Source organism: Mycobacterium sp. NGS49, assembly GCF_059812565.1.
Genome location: NZ_JCALCX010000012.1, coordinates 20,240 through 40,387, shown reverse-complemented (window position 1 = coordinate 40,387; position 20,148 = coordinate 20,240). Strand labels below are relative to the sequence as shown.

Here is a 20,148-nt window from a genome sequence, read left to right as displayed (position 1 = left end):
CCCGGGTCAGGAAACGGTGACCATCACCTTCCCGCATTCGCGGCTGTCACCGAGCAGTGCCAGCGCCGCGTCAATCCGGTCCAGTGGGAAGCGGTGGGTAATCAGCGCCGAGAGATCGCAGCGGGCCAACAGGTCGACGGCATCTGCGAATCGGGCCGGATATTCCATCGAGCCGCGGATCGTCAGCTCCTTCATCAGCACATTGAGGAAGTTGACCGGAACCGCCTGGTAGTGCAACGCCACCACGCTGATCCGCGCGCCCGGTCCGGCCCGATCGATGATGCCGGTGAGCACTGCATCTGATCCGGATGCTTCGATGTATGCGTCAGTGGCCGGGGCGTGTCCGTAAGCCAGCGACCGGGTTCCGTGCAGCCGCTCGAGTTCCCGCCACAGCTTCGTCTGGCTCGGATCGATCGCCGCCGACGCACCCAGAATCTGGGCGAGTCGCCGTCGCTCCGCCGAGGGATCCACCGCGACGATCCCGCTCAGACCACGATCGGCAAGCGCGGCGACTGCGGCCAAACCGATTGGCCCGCAACCGAACACGGCAACCATGTCGCCGATTTCGACGTCGGCCTGCTCTGCGGCGTGCATTCCCACCGCGAGCGGTTCAGTGAGTGCCGCGACGTCCATGGGCATGTCATCGGGAACTGCGATGAGTCGCCCCCCGGCGGCCGCATCGCGGACCAGCACAACATCAGCCAGGCCACCCGCGGCGCTGCCCCCACCGATGCGGCCGGAAACATCGTCGCCCGGATGCACCACGACCCGCTGGCCCGGAGTCACTCCGGTGACTTCGGCGCCGACCTGTAGTACCACCCCGGCGAACTCATGCCCGAGTGGCATGGGCTCCCCGCCGGGTCCGGCCAGCCCGCCGAGGCGAATGTAGCTGAGGTCGCTGCCACAGATACCACAGGCGTGTACCTCGACGAGAGCATCCCGCGGACCGCAGGAGGCCATCTCCACGCGATCAAGTGACACCGTCGCTGGCGAATGGACGCGGACCTGCCGGGTGGTGGGAAGAGAAGGCGCGGATGTCATTAGCCCGCGACACTAAGCCCAACGGTGTTGTTCGGACAAGGTCTGCGGAGGTCCGGCAGGCGGCAACGCGGCAACACGTAATGTGCTCACCGTGGATATCAATGGAGCTAGCGCAATCGTCACCGGTGGGGCCTCGGGTATCGGAGCCGCGACGGCCCGTCAACTTGCCGCCAAGGGTGCCCGAGTCGTCGTCGCCGACTTGCAGGCTGACCGCGGTCAGGAACTGGCGCACGAGATCGGCGGCGTGTTCGTCACCGTCGACGTGACCAACACCGAGCAGATCGAGGACGCCGTCAACACCGCAGCCGACCTGGGCCCGCTGAGGGCCCTCGTCAATTCGGCAGGGGTGGGCTGGGCGCAGCGCACCATCGGCAAGGACGGTGAATTCGCCTCCGCGCACAATCTGGACGCCTACAAAAAGGTGATTGCCATCAACCTGATCGGCACCTTCGACTGCATCCGGCTGGCCGCGACGATGATGAGTCGCAGCGAGCCGACCGAGAGCGGCGAGCGCGGGGCCATCGTGAACATGACCAGCGTCGCGGCCTTCGACGGCCAGATCGGTCAGGCGGCCTACTCGTCCTCCAAGGGCGGCGTCGTCGGCTTGACCCTGCCGGTCGCTCGTGACCTGTCCGCGGTGGGCATCCGCGTGAACACCGTGGCGCCCGGGCTGATCGACACCCCGATCTACGGTGAGGGAGAGCACGCGGAGGCCTTCAAGGCGAAGCTCGGACAGTCGGTGCTCTTTCCGCATCGCCTGGGCAAGCCCGACGAATTGGCTTCCATGGTCATCGAATTGATCACCAACTCCTACATGAACGCCGAGATTGTCCGCGTCGACGGCGGCATCCGGATGCCGCCGAAGTAGTTCTCCCCGGCTCAACTCGACCGGAGAACCACTACGGGTAGACAGCGTTGGCGGAATTGCTCGCCCGCACAAGCGCAATATCTGCGCCGTAGTACTCGGCCCGAACGGGACTGCGCTGCTTGTGCGACACCCGCCGCGGTAGATCGATGCACGTCGTCTTACCGTATGAACGAGCAAAGCAATCTCAGCGATCTCTCAGCGATGCCTTCCTACGCTTAACTGTCGTGGTGATCACGCCGGATTATGACGAAGGCATCAATGTTGTTACCGCACCCACGTACCCAGCGGCAGAACGCTTTCTGGGCGCCGTGGCGACAGGAGCACCCTTATCCGCGAAACAGCGGCGTGCAGCGCTGCTGTGGCTGTGCGGATAATGGTGCACGACTGATGGGCGGGGACGGTTTCTGCCTCGAGCAGGTCACGGTGACCCGCGGCACGGCTGCGCTGTTAGCGCAGGTCAGCGCAAGTATTCCGGCCGCCAGCTGTACCGCTCTGATGGGTGCCAGCGGCGCCGGGAAAACCACACTGTTGCGACTGCTCAACCGGCTCGCGGAACCAACGACGGGACGTATCACGCTCGATGGGGTGCCCATCAACGAGATGGACGTCTTGGCTTTAAGACGGAGTGTGGGGCTGGTGACGCAAGCGCCGGTGTTGCTGAGCGACCGAGTACTTGACGAGGTCTGCGTTGGCCGCCACGACTTGCCCGAGGCCCGGGTGGTCGAGTTGCTGGATCGTGTGGGGCTGTCGTCAGCGTTCACCATGCGCGCGACCGCGGAGTTGTCCGGCGGGGAGGTGCAACGGCTTTGTCTGGCGCGTGCGTTGGCCGTTGAACCCAACACGCTGCTTCTCGACGAGCCGACGTCGGCGCTTGACGGCGCTTCCGCAGAGGTGATCGGCGCGTTAATCGCCGATCATGTGAGCGCCGGCGGGACCGTGGTACTGGTCAGCCATGACCACGGCTTGATCGAAAGCGTCGCCGCGCAGGTCTTCGTCCTCGACAACGGTCGCCTGGTCGCGTCTGCCCGACCCGGCGACCTCGATCTCGATTCGGTCTCATGATCACCAGCACGACCGTCCACGACGCACTGCCGGATTGCGTTCGCGTAGAGCTGGCGTCGACAACGCTGGGCTGGCAACGAGGCGAAACCTGGTAATGATCAGCAAAGCAATGTGAAGGGAGTCCTAGCGATGGTGTGGCATGGAATCTTGGCAAAGGCGGCACCCACGGTGGTCACTGGCATAGTCGGAGCGGCTGCGTATGACGGGTTACGCAAGGTGGCAAAGAAGCCGCTGCGAGCAGCAACCGTTTCCGTGACGGCATGGGGTCTGCGCCTTGCGCGCGAGGCCGAGGAGAGCGCCGAGCGGGCCCGACTAGCGGTCGCCGACGTCGTAGCCGAGGCCGCCGAGCGCGTGGGAAAGGAGACTGCACCGCCGGCCGCCCAGTCCGGTGACCTCGCGGAGACTGATGATGCAGTGCGCTGACGCAGGGGTCAGTCCAACGGTAGTCTCCACTGCGGCGGGGCGGATGCGGGTGCATGCGATCGGGTTCCGTCACAATGCGGCGCGAGCTGCCCTGATCGAAGAGATGGTCGCCAAGGTGACCGGTGTGCGCGCTGTACAGGCATATCCGCGTACCGCTTCGGTCGTGGTTTGGTATGCGCCCGGAACCTGCAACACCGCAGCCGTGCTGTCAGCGATCTCCAGTGCCGAGTCCGCCGACGCCGCGCCAGCGCGCGAGCATTCCTCGTGCTGCCCGGTTGCTCGCGGCCACAGCGGCGTGCTGAGCAACCTCATCAGCCGGCTCCTGCGAACGTTGGCGAAACCGCGCGGTGAGGTGTCAGATGATCCGCCAGAGATTCAGCGGTTGCGCGCAGCGCTAGACCATATCGGCTATCGCTTCGAGCCTGCCGACGCCGATCAGCCGCCGTCGAGCAAGGTGATCCAACGCGGCGGAACTCGCGCCCGTTTGCGGTGGATCTGGCTGGCGCTGCCGCTGGGGACGGTAGCGCTCGGATTGGCCGGCGTCGGCGTTCCCTGGTTCCTACGGTGGATGGCGAACATTGGCTTCCCGGCAGCACGATCTCAACGCGGACCCGTGATCCGGCGTCGCCCGACATCACCCCTTGCCGCGGTGGCGACATCGGCGCTGGCCGTACCCAGCTGGGGCGGTGTTGGCGTATCGCTGCTGTTGGTCACGGTGGCAGGTGCGGTCGCGTACCGACAGCGGCTGGGTTTGACGAGAGAGCTCGTCATCGCCGCCGCACGCGCCGCCGTGCAGCTGGTCACGGCCGGTGCTCTTCTTCGTGTCCTGTTCCAGTGGACGAGGCTGCTCGGCGCCGCCGGGTGGGTGATCATGATGACGATCATCGCCGGACAGGTCGCCGGTCGGCGCGGTGCGGGAATACGACACGCCAGGGCTATTGCTACGGGCGGAGTTGGCACCAGCACCGGCCTGACGCTCGCCGTTTTGCTGGCCGGACGTGTGATCGCTGCCGAGACCCGCGTGATTGTCCCAGTCAGCGGCATGATCGTCTCCTCCGCCATGCTGGCGGCCGGAAGTGTGTTGCGGCGGCTCGACGATGAAGTTCGTCAGTCGCGGCCGGCCATCGAAGCTCGACTGTCCCTCGGCCAATCCGGACGACAGGCGATCTTGCCGCACCGGCGATCCGCTCTGCGCGCCGCGTTGATTCCGACGATCGACTCCACCAAGGTGGTCGGGCTGATCAGCCTGCCCGGTGCGATGACCGGGCTGATCCTGGCCGGAACAAGCCCGCTCACCGCGATCCGCTACCAGATCGTGGTCATGTACATGCAGCTTGCCGCCGTCGCGCTGTCCGCCCTCGTTACTGCCCACCTCGCCGAAGAATCGCTCTTCGATGACGCGCAACGGCTGAATCAGGCGAACCGGTCGGACGATCCGAGCTGACTTCACCGGATTACGTTGTGAGACTGAGCAATTGAGAGACTGCGCGACGCGAATTGATCCGGGCAAAGCGTGACGTGGCGTGCGCACGAAGCCTAAGGTAGCCGTGTGAGGATCCTGCTCGTCGAGGACGAGGCGCGCTTGTCCGCGACGTTATCCCGGGGGTTACGGGCCGAGGGCTTCGTCGTCGTGGCCGTCGAGACGGGCGTCGATGGGCTTCACGAGGCGACCGAGAACGCTTTCGATCTCGTTGTTCTTGACATCATGCTTCCCGGCCTCAGCGGGTACGAGGTGTTACGCCGAATGCGAGCCAAGCGGGTGTGGACACCGGTGTTGATGCTGACCGCCAAAGACGGCGAGCACGACCAGACCGACGCGTTCGATCTCGGCGCGGATGACTATCTGATGAAACCGTTCTCGTTCAGGGTGCTGGTGGCGCGCCTACGCGCTTTAGCACGTCGCGGTGCGCCCGAGCGCCCTACCGTGTTATCGGCGGGTTCTTTATCGTTGGATCCCGCGCGGCGCACGGTACACCGCGGTTCGACCGCGATCGCGTTGACTCCGCGCGAATTCGGGTTGCTGGAGTTTCTGATGCGCAACAAGGACAACGTTGTGACGAAAACCCAGATACTGAGCAATGTTTGGGATACGCACTACCACGGCCCCGATAACGTGGTGGAAGTCTACGTCGGGTACCTGCGGCGCAAAATCGATAATCCTTTCAACACCAACACTATTGAGACAGTTCGAGGTGTCGGTTACCGATTGACGTGCTGAGGCAGGGTCACGGTCATGGTGGTTCCACCCTCGGGACGGTCATTGACGGTGACTGTGCCGCCATGCGCAGTGACGACCTCAGCGACGATGGCCAGGCCCAAGCCGGCGCCCCCGCTGCCGCGGGCGCGGTCTGAGTCCAGTCGCACAAAGCGCTCGAACACTCGGCTTCGCTCATTAGGTGGTATGCCGGGGCCGTCGTCGCTGACAGAAAGCACGGCTGTTCCGTTTCCGTTGCTGACCTGAATGTCGATGCGGGACTTCGCGTGCCGCAGGGCATTGTCCACCAGGTTGCGCACCATCCGCGATACGGCCACGGGGTCACCGGTCAGACGCGCTGGGCCGATATCGGTTTCGATCACGCAGGCGCCTGCGCGCCGAACACGGGCGGCCTCGATATGAGCGAGGTCGTCCAGGGCGATCTCTTCTGCTCGCAGAATCAGATGTCGTTCATCGGCGCGCGCCAACAACAGCAGATCTTCAACCAGAGTGTGCATGCGTTGGGCTTCGGGAAGCAAAGTGCGAGTGGCTAATTCGGTATCGAAGACTCCGGGGTGGACCTCGGCGAGCTCTAGCCCAGAAATAATGGTGGTGAGCGGGCTTCGCAGTTCGTGCGAGGCGTCGGCCACGAATCTTCGTTGCGCCTGCTGTCCGGCTTCGAGGCGCGCCAGCATCTCGTTCATGGTGATGGCCAGGGCCGCAATCTCGTCGCGGTTGTCGGACACGGGCACCCGTTGGGCAAGATCAGAGGTCGTGATGGCTGCGACTCTGCGGCGAATCGCTTCAACTGAGCGCAGCGAGCGTCGCACCAGCCGATAGGTTGCGGCCGCGGCCACCGCGATGATGATGGGCGCTCCACAAGCCAGGAGCAGCCCGACGGTCCGCGCGGTGTCTTCTACTGCCTCACTGCCGCCACCAACGAGAACTGTGTACTGCCCCGATACGGTGTTGACCCGCTGCCCGCTCAGCCTCATGTCGTCGCTGGGCGCCGCGTCGTCGGAGATGCCGCGCCGGAGTTTGGCGCTGAAATCAGAAACGGGGAGCAGCGGTGTGTTCGGCGCAGAGCCCGACCGCCGTACTACCGTGCCGGAAGGGTCAATCACTTGGATCGCAACCACATGTTGGTCGGTCATCAACAGACCGCTGTCCATGTCGTCGAGCGATCTGGATTCCAGTGCTGCGGCGATAGTTTGAACTCTGGAGGCCGCAGCGTCATCGACCCCGTCGAGCAACAATCGGTAAAGAACCAGGTCGAGCGCGGTCCCGGCAAGTGTGAAGGCAAGCAACACAACCAGAGCTGACACAACGGCTGAGCGGGTAGCGATTCCCCAGTTGCGGGGCCGGGTATAACCCCAGAGCCTCGGACCCGCGTTACCCCCGACCTCGTGCACATGCGCATTTTCCTACGCAGTGGCTGAGAGCCGGCTGAGAAATCTTGGCGCAGCGCGCATTCACGAGCCGAGGTGATCCCGCAGTGGTGAGTCTGTCGACGCTGGAACTATGGATTCGGATTCTTGGCGTGGGGTGCGGGACCGACTATGCGCTGGCCACATCAGGACCAAGACCATTGTCACCGCGTATAGCAGCCAGCCCGACACCTCGATGAGCCTGGAATCGGTGGGAATGCCGAACAGGCCGGTGACCAGAGCACCCTGCAGCGAATCCTCCGGAATCCAGAATGACAGGTCGGCGATCTGCTGTTGACCGATGTTCAACCACCCCGCCTCGTGGGCGGTGCGCAACACATTCAGTGCCAACCCGGCGGCGATGAGTACCAGGAATATCCCGGTGACGCGGAAGAAGCGATGTAGGTTGAGTTTCAAGCCGCCGTAATAAATGCCGACGCCCGCCGCGATCGCTACCGTGATACCGGTTAGGCCGCCGGCAACGGCAAACCAGCTGCTGCTGTGAGAGTTCTCGGCGGCCGCCAGCAAGAAAACCGACAATTCGAAGCCCTCTTTCAGCACAGCAAGGAAGGCCATAACCACCAGCGCAAATGACCCGCCCCGGCTGACCGCCTCTTCGGCCCCATGTTCGAGTTTGCCCTGGAGTCTGCCGGCGTGGTGGACCATCCAAACGATCATGGAGGTCACAAATGCGATTGCAACGACACCGATGAGGGTTTCCATCATTTCCTGCTGGGCCTGCGGCAACTCTTTAGACAGCAGGGTCAAACCGACGCCGCCGGCAAGGCAAATCAGTACGGCGACAGCAACACCAGCAAACAGCGAACGAGTCGACTGGCCGTTTCGCTTCAGAAAGGCCGCGGCGATACTGACTATGAGCGTTACCTCTAAGCCTTCGCGCAGGCCGATCAAGAAAACCCCGATAAAGGCACCGTATCCGGCTTGCACGTCGCACCCGTCCTCTCCCCTAGCTAGTCAGAATGTCTCAGTCACCGCGTAACGAAAGGCGTGAGGACCAGGAGAGTATGGGACGGGCGCTGAGAAGGCGCTGAGAAGCCCGAGCACGGTGCGAGCCGACCTTACGCAGGTCTACACCAAGCTCGGTATCACCTCACGCTTCCAGCTCATCCAAGCAGCGGCAACGCGCGCCGACTAAAGCCAGGAAAGTCCCGGAATCCGTTGCACCAGGCCGTCGTCGAGCATCTGCTGGAAGTGATCGGTGATCGTCTGCTCGACCGGCCGGTACGTCAAACCCAGTTCCTTCTGGCTGCGGGTGTTGTCGAATGCCAGCGGGTAACCGACGTTGCGGTCGACGAACTTTCTGGTGAGTCCAACAACGGGAGCGATGACTTTGAAGACCACCTTGGGCGCCGTCGTCCTGGGAAACGCATAGAACGGGCCGAACCGTCGGCGCAAGATCTTGCCGATCTCCAAGAAGGTCAGGGTGTCGGCGTTGGCGATGTAGCGCCCGTGCGCCTCGGGAGTAAAACCGGCGCGCAGGTGCGCATCCGCAACGTCGCGGACGTCCACCAGGCCGGTGGCCATGTCCGGCGCGCCGGCCAGCATGGTGCCGTCATAGAACTGCTTCATCGTGCTCAGGCTCGCCGAGTCGCTGCCGCTGGTCAGCGAGGGACCGAGCACCAAGCCGGGATGAATGGTCACCATGTCCCAGCGATCCTGTTCCTGCTGGTAACGCCAGGCCTCCCGCTCGGCCACTGTCTTGGAATAGGGGTACGGCTGGTGGTCGGCACTGCTGGTGGTGTTCCAGTGTTCCTCGGTGAACACGCCGTGGGGGACATCCTGTGACTCCCGGGCGTCGCCGTAGATCGCGACCACGCTGCTGGTCAGCACCACCCGTTTGACGCTGTCGGTGCGGTTGACGGAATCCAGCACGTTGCGGGTGCCCTCCAGCGCCGGACGGACCAGCGCCTCTTCGGCGTCCTTGAAGCCGGAGATCAGGAACGGCGACGCGGTGTGCATGACGAGCTCGCACCCCTTCATGGCCTCGTCGAAACTGCCGGGTTCGAGGAGGTCGGCTTTGAAGAGCTTCAGTCGGCCCGGGTGTTCGTCGGACAGCTTGTGCAGATGCTCGAGGCCGGATGCCTTGTTCGGGTTTCGTACCGTGCCGTGAACGGTGTGTCCGGCTTCGAGCACCGTACGCACGATCCAGCTGCCGATGTAGCCGCTGGCTCCCGTGACGAGCACCGGCGCGGCAGGGTCGATCGTGGTGGATGGTCGGCTCATGGAGGGTTGTTCCTCTCTCGCGGGACGTGCACCTCATGCGCAGCGTGTCGCGTATGGCAAACGCTGCTGCTCGGACCCTAGCGCGATGAGGCTTGGGAACATACCGGACGTCGACTGTCGAGCCAGGGGGCCTGATCAGCCGGACGACGAGTTTCGTTGGCAGGCAGGGATATGCGGTCATAACAGTGGCTTTGGTTCCGCCAGCGCTGCTGCAGCTGCTGAGCGCGGCTGCCCGGCCGTCAGGCAGATCCTTCACCTTCCCTTGCCGGATTCAGTCTCTAGCCGGATTCCTGAGCTGGTGGGCTAGTCGTTCACCCGCTGGAGTGAGTCCTAGCCAGATCGTGAATTCCCACAACGAGGGCTCGTCGTAATGGTTGACGAAGAGGTCGTAGATACGGTCCATCGTGTCGTCGATCGAGAGATCCCACGGCACGATCCGTTCATCGGAGGCGCCCGATATATCTCCGATCTGCACGAGCCGGTCGTCGAGGAGCGATCGGATGGTTCGCAACGCCAGGTCCTGCTGAACCCTGAGGCTGGCGGCCAGGTCTTCGTGCGACATGACCGATGTTACGTGCGTCAGTGGCAGGCAGTTTCCCAGTGCGTCAGACAACAATTGGGCGCGCAATGACTCTTGGGCGCTGAACCCCGGCACTCCGTGTCCGCGGCGCCCGTCATCAGGTTGAGTCATCGTTCGCCATCCTTCCGCTGTGCATGTGGGTCATCGTTTTTCCGTGACGGGCTGGGCGCGACGTCGAGGGCGTCATCATCCTGGGGTGAATTCGTCTAAGTCTGGTAGCTCGTCTTTGCCCAGCACAGGTGGTCCGTGGTGGGTGTGGGGCGGGTGCACGGGGTGCGGGATGGATTCTGGGGGCACAGCAGTGAGACCAACCAATGGTGGTGTTGACCCAGCTCGGCCAGGCACTGGTTCGACTGGTGGGCGCGCGACGAGGGGTGGTCCGGCCGGCGCTCGGACCGGTGGGGCCCCGGATGGCGCCGTCCCGGCTGGTGGTGGAAACTCCGGCGTGCCGCCTCGGGGGTTGATGTGCACCTTGACATGGCCGTCTTTCCCAGGGAGGCGGACATCAAGGACGGGTCTTCCGGTGGACTCGCCGGCCCAGCGTTGCCCGATTGTCGTGCCGTCAGGCAGCTGGTATCGAGTGCCTATGCTGGGGTCGCCGTACCCGTTTGGTATTTCCACCCCATTCTGCCGGGCCCATTCCCACAGATTCTGAAGATCCTCCGGTGAACGGACCTCCCTGATGAACGGTCGGTCCCCGAAGGGCAGTTTGTCGAGGACCCTGCGGATATCGTCGGCACTGAGGCCGGCAGGCCCGGGCGCTGGGGGCGTGGGTGCTGGGTCTTGTTTCCACGTGCGGTCGACGGCGTGGATGTGAGGCCTGTGGTCGAGGGGCGTTTCCGGGAAGGTGGTGGCGGCGATTCCGGCGGTAGCGGCGGCGATTCTGGCGGCGACTTCTTGTTCGATCGCGATGAGTTGTGTTGCGCGTAGCCGGATGTCCGCAGCCAGGCTTTGGGCTTGGGCGTGGCGAGACGCCTGTTCGGCTGCGCTGCGGCTGATTCGGGTATCGGTGACCGAGATGTCTTCTTCGACAGCAAAACCCGCGTTGTGGGCATCCTCGACGGCGTAGATGACTCGGCGTTGGCAGGCTCCGATGGTTCCGGCGCCGGCGCGGGCGATCGTGCTGGCTTGGCGTAGTTGATCGGCTTTGGGGCTAACGATGTCCAGGTCAGCACCGGTTCGGGTGCGCAGCGCATCACCGCCAGCCCCTTCCCACACAAGGGTGTGGGATTCGTTGCGCAACTGTAGGAATACGTCTTCCCACCGATCGGCGGTCGTCGTCCAGTAGTTGGCCGCCTCGATCAGATGCTCGGTGCTCCAGGCCCGGATTTGGGACAAAGCCGGCAGCACCTACACCATCCTTGGTCGCACAGCCGCCATGTCGGCTGTTGCTGTCGCTTCGTTGCCTACGTACCCGGCAGCACAGGCCGCGACCGCCACGGATGTCGCGTGGATGCGGACGGTCAACGTCGCTGCGGCAAGCTCGACCGCTGTATGTGCACTCCCGACCGCCGACGTGGTGGGTTGAAACGGCAGCCCGGGTGAGGGCGGCGCTACGACGGCGAGATCAGCGCTTCGTTGGCTCCAGTGGTTGGACCTGTCGTGCAGCTGGTCGGCATCAAGCCGGAGCAGACCCGATTGCATCCTCGGAGTGTAGGGGCGGGACACGGGCAGCAAAATTCACTGCGCCCGGACGGACATCGCGTCATTATGGAGTCGACTACCCGGCCCGCTCGATCCGCTTTCTCAGCTGAACCGCACGTTCATCGTGGCCAAGCCGAAGATCTTGCGACCGGCGGACTTCGCGCCGACGATGATGACACCGGAGCGGGTGTCCGGGTCCAAAGACTTGATCCGGCCACTGAATTCGATGTCGGCGCCCTCGATGGCCGACACGATGGCCGGCTGGGACAGCCGCACCGCGTAGCGGGTCACCGCACCGGGATCACCGGTCCACGCGGAGGCAAATCCGGCGCCCAGACCCATGGTCAGCATGCCGTGGGCGATCACGTCGGGCAGCCCGGCCGCCTTGGCGAGGGTCTCGTCCCAATGAATCGGGTTGGCGTCGCCGGCCACGCCGGCGTAGTTCACCAGGTCGCCACGGGACAGCCTGGTATGACGCACCGGCAGCTCGTCACCCACCTTCAGCTCGTCGAAGGACGGCGTGCCGGGCGTGCGTGCCGTGTCCTGCGCGATCCGGACCTCGCCCTCGGGGCGCACCGTCTTCTCGTAGGCGGCGTCGGCTTCGCCGGTGTCGAGGATGTTGACGTCGTGCATCATCGCCTTCTGCACGGCGAGCTTGACCTCCGGATCGAAGTCCTCGGCGGTGATGCCGACGACCGTCGTGTGCAGGGTGTGCACCCGCTCGCCGGCGGTATCGGTGTAGGTGTTGGTCACGGTGATCATGTCTCGGCCCGCGATCCTGCGCACCGATGTCAGTTCGACGTCGATGCGGAGTTGATCGCCGGCAACGATCGGACGATGTTGCTCGAAGACCTCTTCGGTCTGCAGGTAGGTGTCGTAGCCGACGACCACCGATTCGAACATGCGGCGATTGCAGGTCATGCCCGGAACGGAGGTGAACGTCAGCGGCGCTACCAGCCCGGAATATCCGAGTTCCGCGGCGGCATCGACATCCCAATGAGCGGGGTGGTAGTCCTGCACCGCGCGGGCGTACTCGCGTACCTTCTCGCGCCCCACCTCGTAGGTGTAGTCCATCTCGTAGTAATGGCCGACCCGAGATTCGAGCGTTGATGCCTCTGTCGCTGTGGTCATGAATTCGCCCAACTGTTCTATCGGCTTGCTGGTAGAGGCCGACCACAGCACACTAGCGCGCCGACAACGGGCAAAACGCGACCTAGGGGTGGTCGACGCTCCGGTAAAGCCTGACTGACAAGGCCGTCAGCCATGTCCACACCAGTACGACCGCCGCGGTGAACACCAGGATCGACGCCGTACCACCGGACCCGGAGGACAACGCGAGAAAGCTCGCCGCGAACACCAGACCGGTGACGCGCGAGAACCACGCCCACCCGGTGCCGCCCGGCGTCCGCGCGAACCATCCGCCGAGCACAAAGCACGCGGCGACCAGGCATAAGAAGCCGACCCCTGCGACGGCGAAGTGGGTGAGGCCGTGCCAGCTCAGGTGGCCGACGCCGGGCGGGGTGCCGGGCGGGAACCCGTCCGACGGGTCGGCGCGAAAGCCCCCGGCGACCATCAAGGCCAGCCCGTAGCCGCCGAGCAGACCGGCGGCCCACCCGGAGCGCCGTCCGGCACCGAGTGCACGCCTGACGCCGACGGCGGCGGCGACCGTCATAGCGCCCGTGATCAGGAACGTCGCGACCTGAATCCACCCGAGGTCACCGTTGGCCAGTTGGCTTGCGGCATGCCGGGTGGGGTCGAATCCGTCCCGAGTGGCCGCCTGGATGGCAACCGACACCACGTAGACAGGACCCGCGATGACGCCGTATCCGAGGAGCGACTTTGTGACGCGGTCTGCAAGAGGTGGGCAATCGGTACGGGTCACGGCATCCTCCATGTCACCATGGAACTAGACCGTACAGTACCAAAAACTAGACTGTCCAGTACTCACGAGAGGCCGGTTATGCCCGAGCCAGTGGGCCGTTCGGCCCGCAAACGCATGAGCATCCTGTCCGCCGGTCAGGAGTTGTTCCTGGCCAGCGGGTATCACGGCACCAGCGTCGACGCGATCGCGGCGTCGGCCGCGGTGTCCAAACAGACGGTGTACAAGCACTTCGGGGACAAGCACGAGTTGTTGATGGCGATTGTCGACGAGGCTTTGGAAGGCACGGTGTCGGCGTTCCTGGACCGCGTGGCAGCCCTGGCGGAAACCACCGATCTGGAACGGGACCTGACCGCGTTGGCCGGCGACTATCTACGCGCGGTCCTTCAAGAACCCGTGGTGCAACTGCGCAGGCTGGTGGTCGGCGAGGCCAACCGATTGCCCGAACTCGCGGCGCTCTACTACGACCGCGCCCCGCGCCGCATGCTGGCGGCCTTCGCCGATTGCTTCCGCCGGCTGGACTGGCGCGGCCTGTTGGAGGTGCGCGAACCCGATACTGCCGCAGAGCATTTCGCATTTCTGGTGGTCGGCCGGTGTATCGACCAGGCGCTGTTCTGCGGCGGCCCGGCGGTGCAGGCGGCCATCGACGTCGAGGGTCGGGTGCAGTCCGCTATTCGGGTGTTCCTGGCGGGTTACCGACCGGCAGCCTGATGATCGGGCGCGCTCATGTCACCCGTTGTGGGCGTGCCGTCGGCGAGTCCGTAGCGCAGGTACACCGTGCCGGTCGGACTGGCTACCGGCGGTTCCAGGAGTCCGAGGTTCGTGGGCACCGCGCCGCCGTCGAACACCTTCTTCCCGACGCCGAGCACGATGGGGTGAACCCAGAGGTCAAGACGGTCGAAGAGTTTCTCGCGCAGCAGCGTCTGCACCAGGTTCAGGCTCCCGACAACCTTGATGTGGTCGTGCCGGTCGCGGATCTCGCGGACCGCGCCGGCCAGGTCGTGGCCCAGGTGCGTGGACCCGGCCCACGACAGCTCGGGCCGGCCGCGCGAGGCCACGTACTTCGGCACCCTGTTGAACAGCGTGGCGATCGGCCCGTCGTGCTGATGTGGCCAATAGGCCGAGAAGATGTCGTACGTGCGTCGGCCGAGCAGCAGCGCGTCGGTGCCCTCGTAGGCAGCGCCGATCTGCGCCCCGCTGACCTCGTGCATCAAGGGCGCCTGCCAACCGCCGAAAGGAAAGCCCACCGGGTCCTCGTCGGGACCGCCGGGCGCTTGGCCGACGAGGTCTAGGGTGGCGAACAGCTCAATGTGGATGAGGCCCATGACCGGTAGACCGGTGTGTGCCGACAAACTCATCGCGTCGGTGCAAGCCCTGATGCGATAGAACGGTATGAGCTACCCGTTGCTTCACCGAAGATGCCCAGAGGAGCTCCATCATGCAATCCGTCAAGGGGACCAACGTCCTAGTCACCGGCGCCGCCATGGGTCTCGGCAAATTGTTCGCCACCCAGGCCGTCAAGGAGGGCGCTGCTGCGGTGGTCCTCTGGGACGCCAACGAAACCGCTTTGAAGGAGACCGCAACCGAACTGGAAGCGGCCGGCGGCACGATCCACTACGACACCGTCGACGTCACCTCACCCGACCGGGTCGCCGAGGCGGCCGAGCAGGTCCGCAGCACCGTTGGCACGATCCATGTGCTGTTCAACAACGCCGGGATCGTGCGCGGCAACGGTTACTTCTGGGAAAACCAGCCGCGTGACTTCATGCTCACCGTGGAAGTCAACTCCATCGGCCCCATGCTGGTGGCCCGGGAGTTCCTGCCTGCGATGATCGAGTCGGGCCAACAGTGCCGCCTGGTGAATATCGCGTCGTCGGCCGGCCTGAACGCCATTCCCCGCATGGCCGCCTACGCCGCCTCCAAATGGGCGGCGATCGGTTTCTCCGATTCCGTGCGCCTGGAACTCGAACAGGCGGGCCACGAGCAGGTCAAGATCACCACGGTGTGCCCGACCTACATCAACACCGGCATGTTCGACGGCGCGAAGGGCATCCTGTTCACGCCGATGCTCGAGCAGGAGGACGTCGTCAACGAGACCTGGAAGGCGATGCTGCAGGGCAGCCCGTTCGTCGTCATCCCGTGGACGTCGAAGATGAACAAAGTGCTCAGCGCCGTGCTGCCGATCCGGCTGCGCGACTTCTACCTGCGGCGTGTCGGCGTCTACAACTCCATGGACGAATTCAAGGGGCATTAGGACTCAGTGCGCTGCGCCGCCCGTCGAGAATTACCAGCTCACGCCGGCGTCAGCCCCGGCGCCCCGATGGGCCCGAACAGGAAGTAGGCGCCGAAACCGCCGGGTGCACCAACTCCCGGGGTAGCCCCGATGCCGCCGTTGCCCCCGTGGCCGCCGATGCCGAAGAAGAAGCCCCCGTAGCCGCCCTGGCCGCCGTTACCCCCGACGGCCAGGTCGGCCGCACCGAAGCCATTGCCGCCGGCGCCGCCGAGGCCGAAGATGATGCCGCCGAGACCACCCAGCCCGCCGACGCCTCCCCGTCCGCCGGCAGCGGCGGGCCCGCCATTGCCGCCGGCGCCGCCGATGCCGAAGAAGGCGCCGCCGTCGCCCCCGTATCCGCCCGGCCCGCCGCTGCCGGTGCCCAGCGAAGCGCCGCCCGCCCCGCCGGCGCCGCCGAAGCCGAAGAGTTGACCGGCGCCGCTGCCACCTTGGCCGCCCTGCCCGCCGGTAGTGGTGCCGGCAGCATCGCCCCCGGTGCCGCCTTCGGCGCCGGTGCTGATCACGTTGAACAAAATGTTGCCGCTGCCACCGGTCCCGCCGATGCCGGGAACTCCGCCGTTGAAGGGAGTGGCCCCGCCGGCACCGCCGGCGCCGCCAAGCCCGTAGAGCAGGCCGAGGCCGTCACCGCCGTAGCCACCCCAACCGGCAACGAACCCGCGACCACCGGCACCGCCGCCGCCGCCGTTGCCGAACAGCAAGCCGCCGCTACCGCCGTTGCCGCCGTCGCCGCCGACGCCGGTCCCCCCGGCCCCGCCGACCCCACCTGCCCCCCCGTTACCGAACAGGCCGAAGGCAGTTCCGCCGTTGCCGCCGAACCCGGCAAAGCCATTCGGGACAGCGCCGCCGGCGCCTCCGCGGCCACCGTTGCCGAACAGGAAGCCGCCGTCTCCGCCGCTGCCGCCGTTCTGGCCCGCCCCACCCGACCCGCCGTTACCGCCGTTGCCCCACAACAATCCGCCGTTCTGCCCGTTGGAGCCGGTTCCGTCTACGCCGTTACGGCCGTCGCCGATCAGTGGTCGTCCCAGCAGCGCCTCGACAGGTCCGTTCACCTGATTGATCAGGGCCTGCAACGGGTTGGCGTTGGCGGCCTCGGCGCTGGCGTACGACGCCCCGCCTGCGTTCAGCAGCTGGACAAACTGCTGGTGAAACTCCGCGGCCCGGGCGCTGACGACTTGATAGGCCTGGGCGTGATCGCTGAACATCCCGGCTATGGCGGCCGATATCTCATCACCACCCGCGGCCAACAATGCCGAGGTCGGGGCGGCTGCCGCCCCGTTGGCCGCGCCGACCGAGGAAGCGATGCTCACCAGGTGTGAGGCCGCCGCCGTCAAGCACTCCGGTACCACACTGACAAAGGACATCTCGACCTCCGAACCGACGCGGGGACCGCCCGAGGATCACCGCATGTCAGAAAAGCGTATGCCCGCCCGTGCCCAAATTCCGCAGCAACTTCGTCAGCGACGCATCGACGCCATGACGCGGCCCAGGATGATCGACCTGAGCTGCCGAGGAAGCATTTTCAGCGATGCCGTCAGGAACTTCGCCCGCAGGCCTGGCACGACGGTCGCGCGTCGTCCGAGCGCGGACCACATCGCTTGAGCCACCGCCTCGGGGGCGGCGGCCGAGGTCATGGTCAAGCCCGCACGTGCGGCGAACCCGGTGTGCACCGGGCCCGGTGCGACCGAGAGCACATCGACGCCGCGCGGCTTGAGTTCGCGGTGCAGGCCCTCGGCGAGAGTCTGCACGTAAGCCTTGGTCGCCGCGTAGTTCGCCTGGCCAGGCACGCCCTGCCAGCCGAGGATGGAGCCGAACAGCACGATCCCACCGCGCCGCTGCGCGGCCATCCGCGTGGCGAACGATTGGGCCAGTTGCGCGACGGCGGTGACGTTGACCGCGATCATCTCGCGTTCCCCGTCCATAGAGGATTCGGCGAACGGTCCGGTGGTGCCGAATCCGGCCGCCAAGACCGCCAAACCCACGTCCAAATTGGCTGTCGCATCCAAAAGAGTTGCTGCCCCGCCCATTTGGCTGAGATCGACCGCCACCACCTGGGTCTTCACCCCGTGCGTGTTCTCCAAATCGCCGGCCAGCACCTGCAACCTGGCCTCGTTGCGCGCGGCCAGCACCACATTAACCCCCTCCGCGGCAACGAGTTTCGCGCATGCACGCCCGATCCCGTCGCTGGCGCCGGTGATCACCGCCCACGGTCCGTACCGCTCGAGCCAGGTCATGCCCGGCTGCCGACCGGGTGTGCCGGCAGCACGGCCAGCACGAAGAACGCTCCGGCCAGGCAGACCGCCGCGGCGGTCACGCAGCCCGCGCTCATGCCGGACAGGAATGCGTCGCTGACGGCATCGCGGACGGCGCCGGCTATCGAGGCAGGTGATTTCGCAGCGACGGCCAGCCCCTGTGCCAGGCCCTCCTGCGCCACCGACCGGACGGGTTGCGGTAAGGCCTGCAGCGCTTGGCTTTCGGTGAGTTGACGGATGTAGAGCGTAGAGAAGACGCTGCCGATGACCGCCACCCCGAGGGTGCCGCCCACCTGCCGGGTGGCATCGTTGACCGCCGATCCGGCACCGGCCTGTTCGGGCCGCACCACCCCCATGATGGAGTCGGTGGCCGGCGCGGTGGTCAGTCCCAGCCCGCCGCCCAACAGCACCATCTGAGCGGCCATCTCCGGATAGCCGACGCTCAGGTCGATAATGCTGATCCAGGCAAACGAGGCGGCCATCAGCAAAAGGCCAACGAACACAACGGCTTTGGTGCCGACTCTGCCGACGGCCAGCCTGGTTCCCAGCACCGATCCCACTGCGATCGACAGCGCCACCGGCAGGATCCGCACGCCGGTGCCCAGCGGCCCGAAGCCCTGCAATTGCTGCATGAACTGGGTGATCAGGAAAATGAACCCGAACAAGGCGAAGAATGCCACCGTGACGGCCCCACTTGCGGCGCTGAACCGCAGGTTGGTGAACAGTGTGACGTCGATCAGTGGATCGGGCTGCCGACGTTCCCACAGCGCGAATCCGATGCCGGCCGCGAGCGCCACCGCGAAGCCGCCCAGTGTCCTCACCGAACCCCAACCTTGTTCCGGCGCTTCGATAATGGTGTAGACGAGTGCGCCGAGCATGAGAACCGAGAGCACCAGTCCACCTCGGTCCAGCCGGGACCCCGCATCGGGAGTGGAGGCGGGGATGACGACGGGAGCGGCGAGTGCGGCCGCAAGGGCGATGGGGGCCAGGGCCAGGAACAGGCTGCCCCACCAGAACACCTCGAGCAGCGCGCCGCCGAGTATGGGGCCGACCGCGACGCCCAGGCCGGTGACCGCACCCCACAGTCCGATCGCGACCGCACGCTGACGAGGCTCGCGGAAGGTGTCGGTGATGATGGCCAGCGTGGTGGGATAGATCAGCGCCGCGGCCACGCCCATCACCACCCGCATCGCGATCAGCGATCCGGTTGTGGTGCACAGTGCGGCGCCCACGCTACTGAGTGCGAAGAGGCCCAGTCCGGCGATGAGCGTCCCGCGGCGCCCGAACTTGTCCCCGACAGTGCCGCCGGCCAGCACCAGGGCGGCGAACGCGAGGTTGTAGGCGTCCACGATCCACTGCAGCCCTCGAGTCGATGCGCCCAGCGACGAATTCAGGGTGGGCAGCGCGACATTGACGATCGTGGTCTCCACATTGATGGCCAGCGATGCGACCAGGACCACTACCAGGATGGCTGCGGGCCGGGCCCGCGTCGGCAACCATTCGGTGTGGGAACGGTTCGGTGTGTCAATGGTCATCGAAAATCCGCCTTATGTTGACAGCAATAACATCGGCAAGCATGGCAGTCGAAGTTATCGCTGTCAACATTTGTCGCTAGCGGATGCCGACTTCGATCACGTCGAGGAGCCGGTCGACGATCAGCTGCTTGCGATCTGCATCAGCCGCGGCGAGCGGTCCGTCGAGGTACAGCGTCGCCAGGCCGTGCACGGCCGCCCACGCCGCTTCGTCGAGCCCATCGCGCAAACTCGGGGTGAGCACTTCGGTGGCGACGAGGTCGTCGATGCAGCGGCTGAGAATGGCGAACGGATGACGGTCCGGTGACACGGTGCTGCCGTTGTGCTGCATTTCGCCAGGCGCGAAAGCCGTTCGAAACAAACCGGGTTCGGCAAGAGCGAAGTCGACGTACGCCTGCCCGGTGGCTCTGAAGCGCGCGACCGCCCGGCGCCTGCGCGGGCCGCGGTGGGGAACCGCATCGATCGACTCCGTCATCGCATCGCCCAGCATGGTCATCGCGTAGACCTGAACCGCACCCAGCAAGGCCTGCCGATCCGAGTAGTGCCGGTATGCCGCCGAATTACTGACCCCGGCGGCCCGCTGCACATCACGCAGCACGACCGCGTCCGGCCCGCCGGCCCGGGCCAGCGCCACAGCGTGGTCCAACAGCGCCTGCCGCAGGTTGCCGTGGTGGTAGGGGCTCGACGCCATGTTGACAAGTCTTACATCGGA

The 20,148-nt window shown here is 65.5% G+C and carries 20 protein-coding genes; 7 read left to right on the top strand and 13 right to left on the bottom strand.

The features are described from left to right. Positions 1–6: 6 nt before the first annotated feature. Positions 7–981 (bottom strand): zinc-dependent alcohol dehydrogenase, encoded by a 975-nt coding sequence (locus AC5Y7D_RS14255; protein ID WP_499924902.1) that lies wholly within the window; start codon positions 979–981, stop codon positions 7–9. A gap of 151 nt (positions 982–1,132) precedes the next feature. Between AC5Y7D_RS14255 and AC5Y7D_RS14250 the strand changes: the two genes are divergently transcribed. The 5 genes from AC5Y7D_RS14250 to AC5Y7D_RS14230 all read left to right on the top strand — a co-directional run bounded on the left by AC5Y7D_RS14250 (position 1,133) and on the right by AC5Y7D_RS14230 (position 5,612). Further along, positions 1,133–1,909, top strand: a complete 777-nt coding sequence (locus AC5Y7D_RS14250; RefSeq protein ID WP_499924900.1) for an SDR family NAD(P)-dependent oxidoreductase — start codon at positions 1,133–1,135, stop codon at positions 1,907–1,909. Between the two features lie 387 nt (positions 1,910–2,296). Continuing rightward, positions 2,297–2,971 (top strand): ABC transporter ATP-binding protein, encoded by a 675-nt coding sequence (locus AC5Y7D_RS14245; RefSeq protein ID WP_499924899.1) that lies wholly within the window; start codon positions 2,297–2,299, stop codon positions 2,969–2,971. A gap of 129 nt (positions 2,972–3,100) precedes the next feature. After that, entirely contained in the window at positions 3,101–3,394 is a 294-nt protein-coding gene (locus tag AC5Y7D_RS14240) for a DUF1490 family protein (protein ID WP_499924897.1), read from the top strand. 649 nt (positions 3,395–4,043) lie between these two features. After that, positions 4,044–4,838 carry an ABC transporter permease gene (locus AC5Y7D_RS14235; RefSeq protein WP_499925221.1) on the top strand — a complete coding sequence of 265 codons (795 nt, stop codon included), beginning with the start codon at positions 4,044–4,046 and terminating at the stop codon, positions 4,836–4,838. A gap of 105 nt (positions 4,839–4,943) precedes the next feature. Continuing rightward, complete coding sequence (locus AC5Y7D_RS14230) at positions 4,944–5,612, top strand: response regulator transcription factor (RefSeq protein ID WP_499924894.1); 669 nt, start codon at positions 4,944–4,946, stop codon at positions 5,610–5,612. Here AC5Y7D_RS14230 and AC5Y7D_RS14225 read toward each other — a convergent pair. The 7 genes from AC5Y7D_RS14225 to AC5Y7D_RS14195 form a co-directional block, all read right to left on the bottom strand. Continuing rightward, a complete protein-coding gene (locus tag AC5Y7D_RS14225) occupies positions 5,594–6,913 on the bottom strand; it encodes a sensor histidine kinase (protein WP_499924892.1) in 1,320 nt (439 codons plus the stop codon). The two genes, AC5Y7D_RS14230 and AC5Y7D_RS14225, sit on opposite strands and share 19 nt — an antisense overlap. Before the next feature lie 147 nt (positions 6,914–7,060). Beyond that, positions 7,061–7,963 carry an FTR1 family iron permease gene (locus AC5Y7D_RS14220; RefSeq protein ID WP_499924890.1) on the bottom strand — a complete coding sequence of 301 codons (903 nt, stop codon included), beginning with the start codon at positions 7,961–7,963 and terminating at the stop codon, positions 7,061–7,063. Positions 7,964–8,167: 204 nt separating this feature from the next. Next, entirely contained in the window at positions 8,168–9,259 is a 1,092-nt protein-coding gene (locus tag AC5Y7D_RS14215) for an SDR family oxidoreductase (protein ID WP_499924888.1), read from the bottom strand. Between the two features lie 271 nt (positions 9,260–9,530). Continuing rightward, a complete protein-coding gene (locus AC5Y7D_RS14210; RefSeq protein ID WP_499924885.1) occupies positions 9,531–9,950 on the bottom strand; it encodes a hypothetical protein in 420 nt (139 codons plus the stop codon). A gap of 75 nt (positions 9,951–10,025) precedes the next feature. Beyond that, positions 10,026–11,189 (bottom strand): hypothetical protein, encoded by a 1,164-nt coding sequence (locus AC5Y7D_RS14205; protein ID WP_499924883.1) that lies wholly within the window; start codon positions 11,187–11,189, stop codon positions 10,026–10,028. Between the two features lie 396 nt (positions 11,190–11,585). Next, positions 11,586–12,614 carry a fused (3R)-hydroxyacyl-ACP dehydratase subunits HadA/HadB gene (locus tag AC5Y7D_RS14200; RefSeq protein WP_499924881.1) on the bottom strand — a complete coding sequence of 343 codons (1,029 nt, stop codon included), beginning with the start codon at positions 12,612–12,614 and terminating at the stop codon, positions 11,586–11,588. Positions 12,615–12,696: 82 nt separating this feature from the next. Further along, entirely contained in the window at positions 12,697–13,365 is a 669-nt protein-coding gene (locus AC5Y7D_RS14195) for a DUF998 domain-containing protein (protein WP_499924879.1), read from the bottom strand. A gap of 78 nt (positions 13,366–13,443) precedes the next feature. Here AC5Y7D_RS14195 and AC5Y7D_RS14190 point away from each other — a divergent pair, with 78 nt between their 5' ends. Next, a complete protein-coding gene (locus AC5Y7D_RS14190) occupies positions 13,444–14,073 on the top strand; it encodes a TetR/AcrR family transcriptional regulator (RefSeq protein ID WP_499924876.1) in 630 nt (209 codons plus the stop codon). Here AC5Y7D_RS14190 and AC5Y7D_RS14185 read toward each other — a convergent pair. Then, positions 14,055–14,687 (bottom strand): dihydrofolate reductase family protein, encoded by a 633-nt coding sequence (locus tag AC5Y7D_RS14185; RefSeq protein ID WP_499925219.1) that lies wholly within the window; start codon positions 14,685–14,687, stop codon positions 14,055–14,057. The two genes, AC5Y7D_RS14190 and AC5Y7D_RS14185, sit on opposite strands and share 19 nt — an antisense overlap. A 113-nt stretch (positions 14,688–14,800) precedes the next feature. On the opposite strand from AC5Y7D_RS14185, the gene AC5Y7D_RS14180 reads away from it, so the two are divergent. Further along, a complete protein-coding gene (locus tag AC5Y7D_RS14180) occupies positions 14,801–15,616 on the top strand; it encodes an SDR family NAD(P)-dependent oxidoreductase (protein WP_499924875.1) in 816 nt (271 codons plus the stop codon). A gap of 38 nt (positions 15,617–15,654) precedes the next feature. Here the strand turns inward: AC5Y7D_RS14180 and AC5Y7D_RS14175 are convergent, their stop codons facing one another. From AC5Y7D_RS14175 to AC5Y7D_RS14160, 4 genes are all read right to left on the bottom strand, one after another. Further along, entirely contained in the window at positions 15,655–17,016 is a 1,362-nt protein-coding gene (locus tag AC5Y7D_RS14175; protein ID WP_499924872.1) for a PE family protein, read from the bottom strand. Between the two features lie 93 nt (positions 17,017–17,109). After that, positions 17,110–17,886, bottom strand: a complete 777-nt coding sequence (locus AC5Y7D_RS14170; protein ID WP_499924870.1) for an SDR family NAD(P)-dependent oxidoreductase — start codon at positions 17,884–17,886, stop codon at positions 17,110–17,112. Continuing rightward, complete coding sequence (locus tag AC5Y7D_RS14165) at positions 17,883–19,439, bottom strand: MFS transporter (RefSeq protein WP_499924867.1); 1,557 nt, start codon at positions 19,437–19,439, stop codon at positions 17,883–17,885. Before AC5Y7D_RS14165 ends, AC5Y7D_RS14170 begins: the two co-directional genes overlap by 4 nt. A 76-nt stretch (positions 19,440–19,515) precedes the next feature. Then, positions 19,516–20,127 (bottom strand): TetR/AcrR family transcriptional regulator, encoded by a 612-nt coding sequence (locus tag AC5Y7D_RS14160; RefSeq protein ID WP_499924864.1) that lies wholly within the window; start codon positions 20,125–20,127, stop codon positions 19,516–19,518. Between the last annotated feature and the right edge of the window lie 21 nt (positions 20,128–20,148).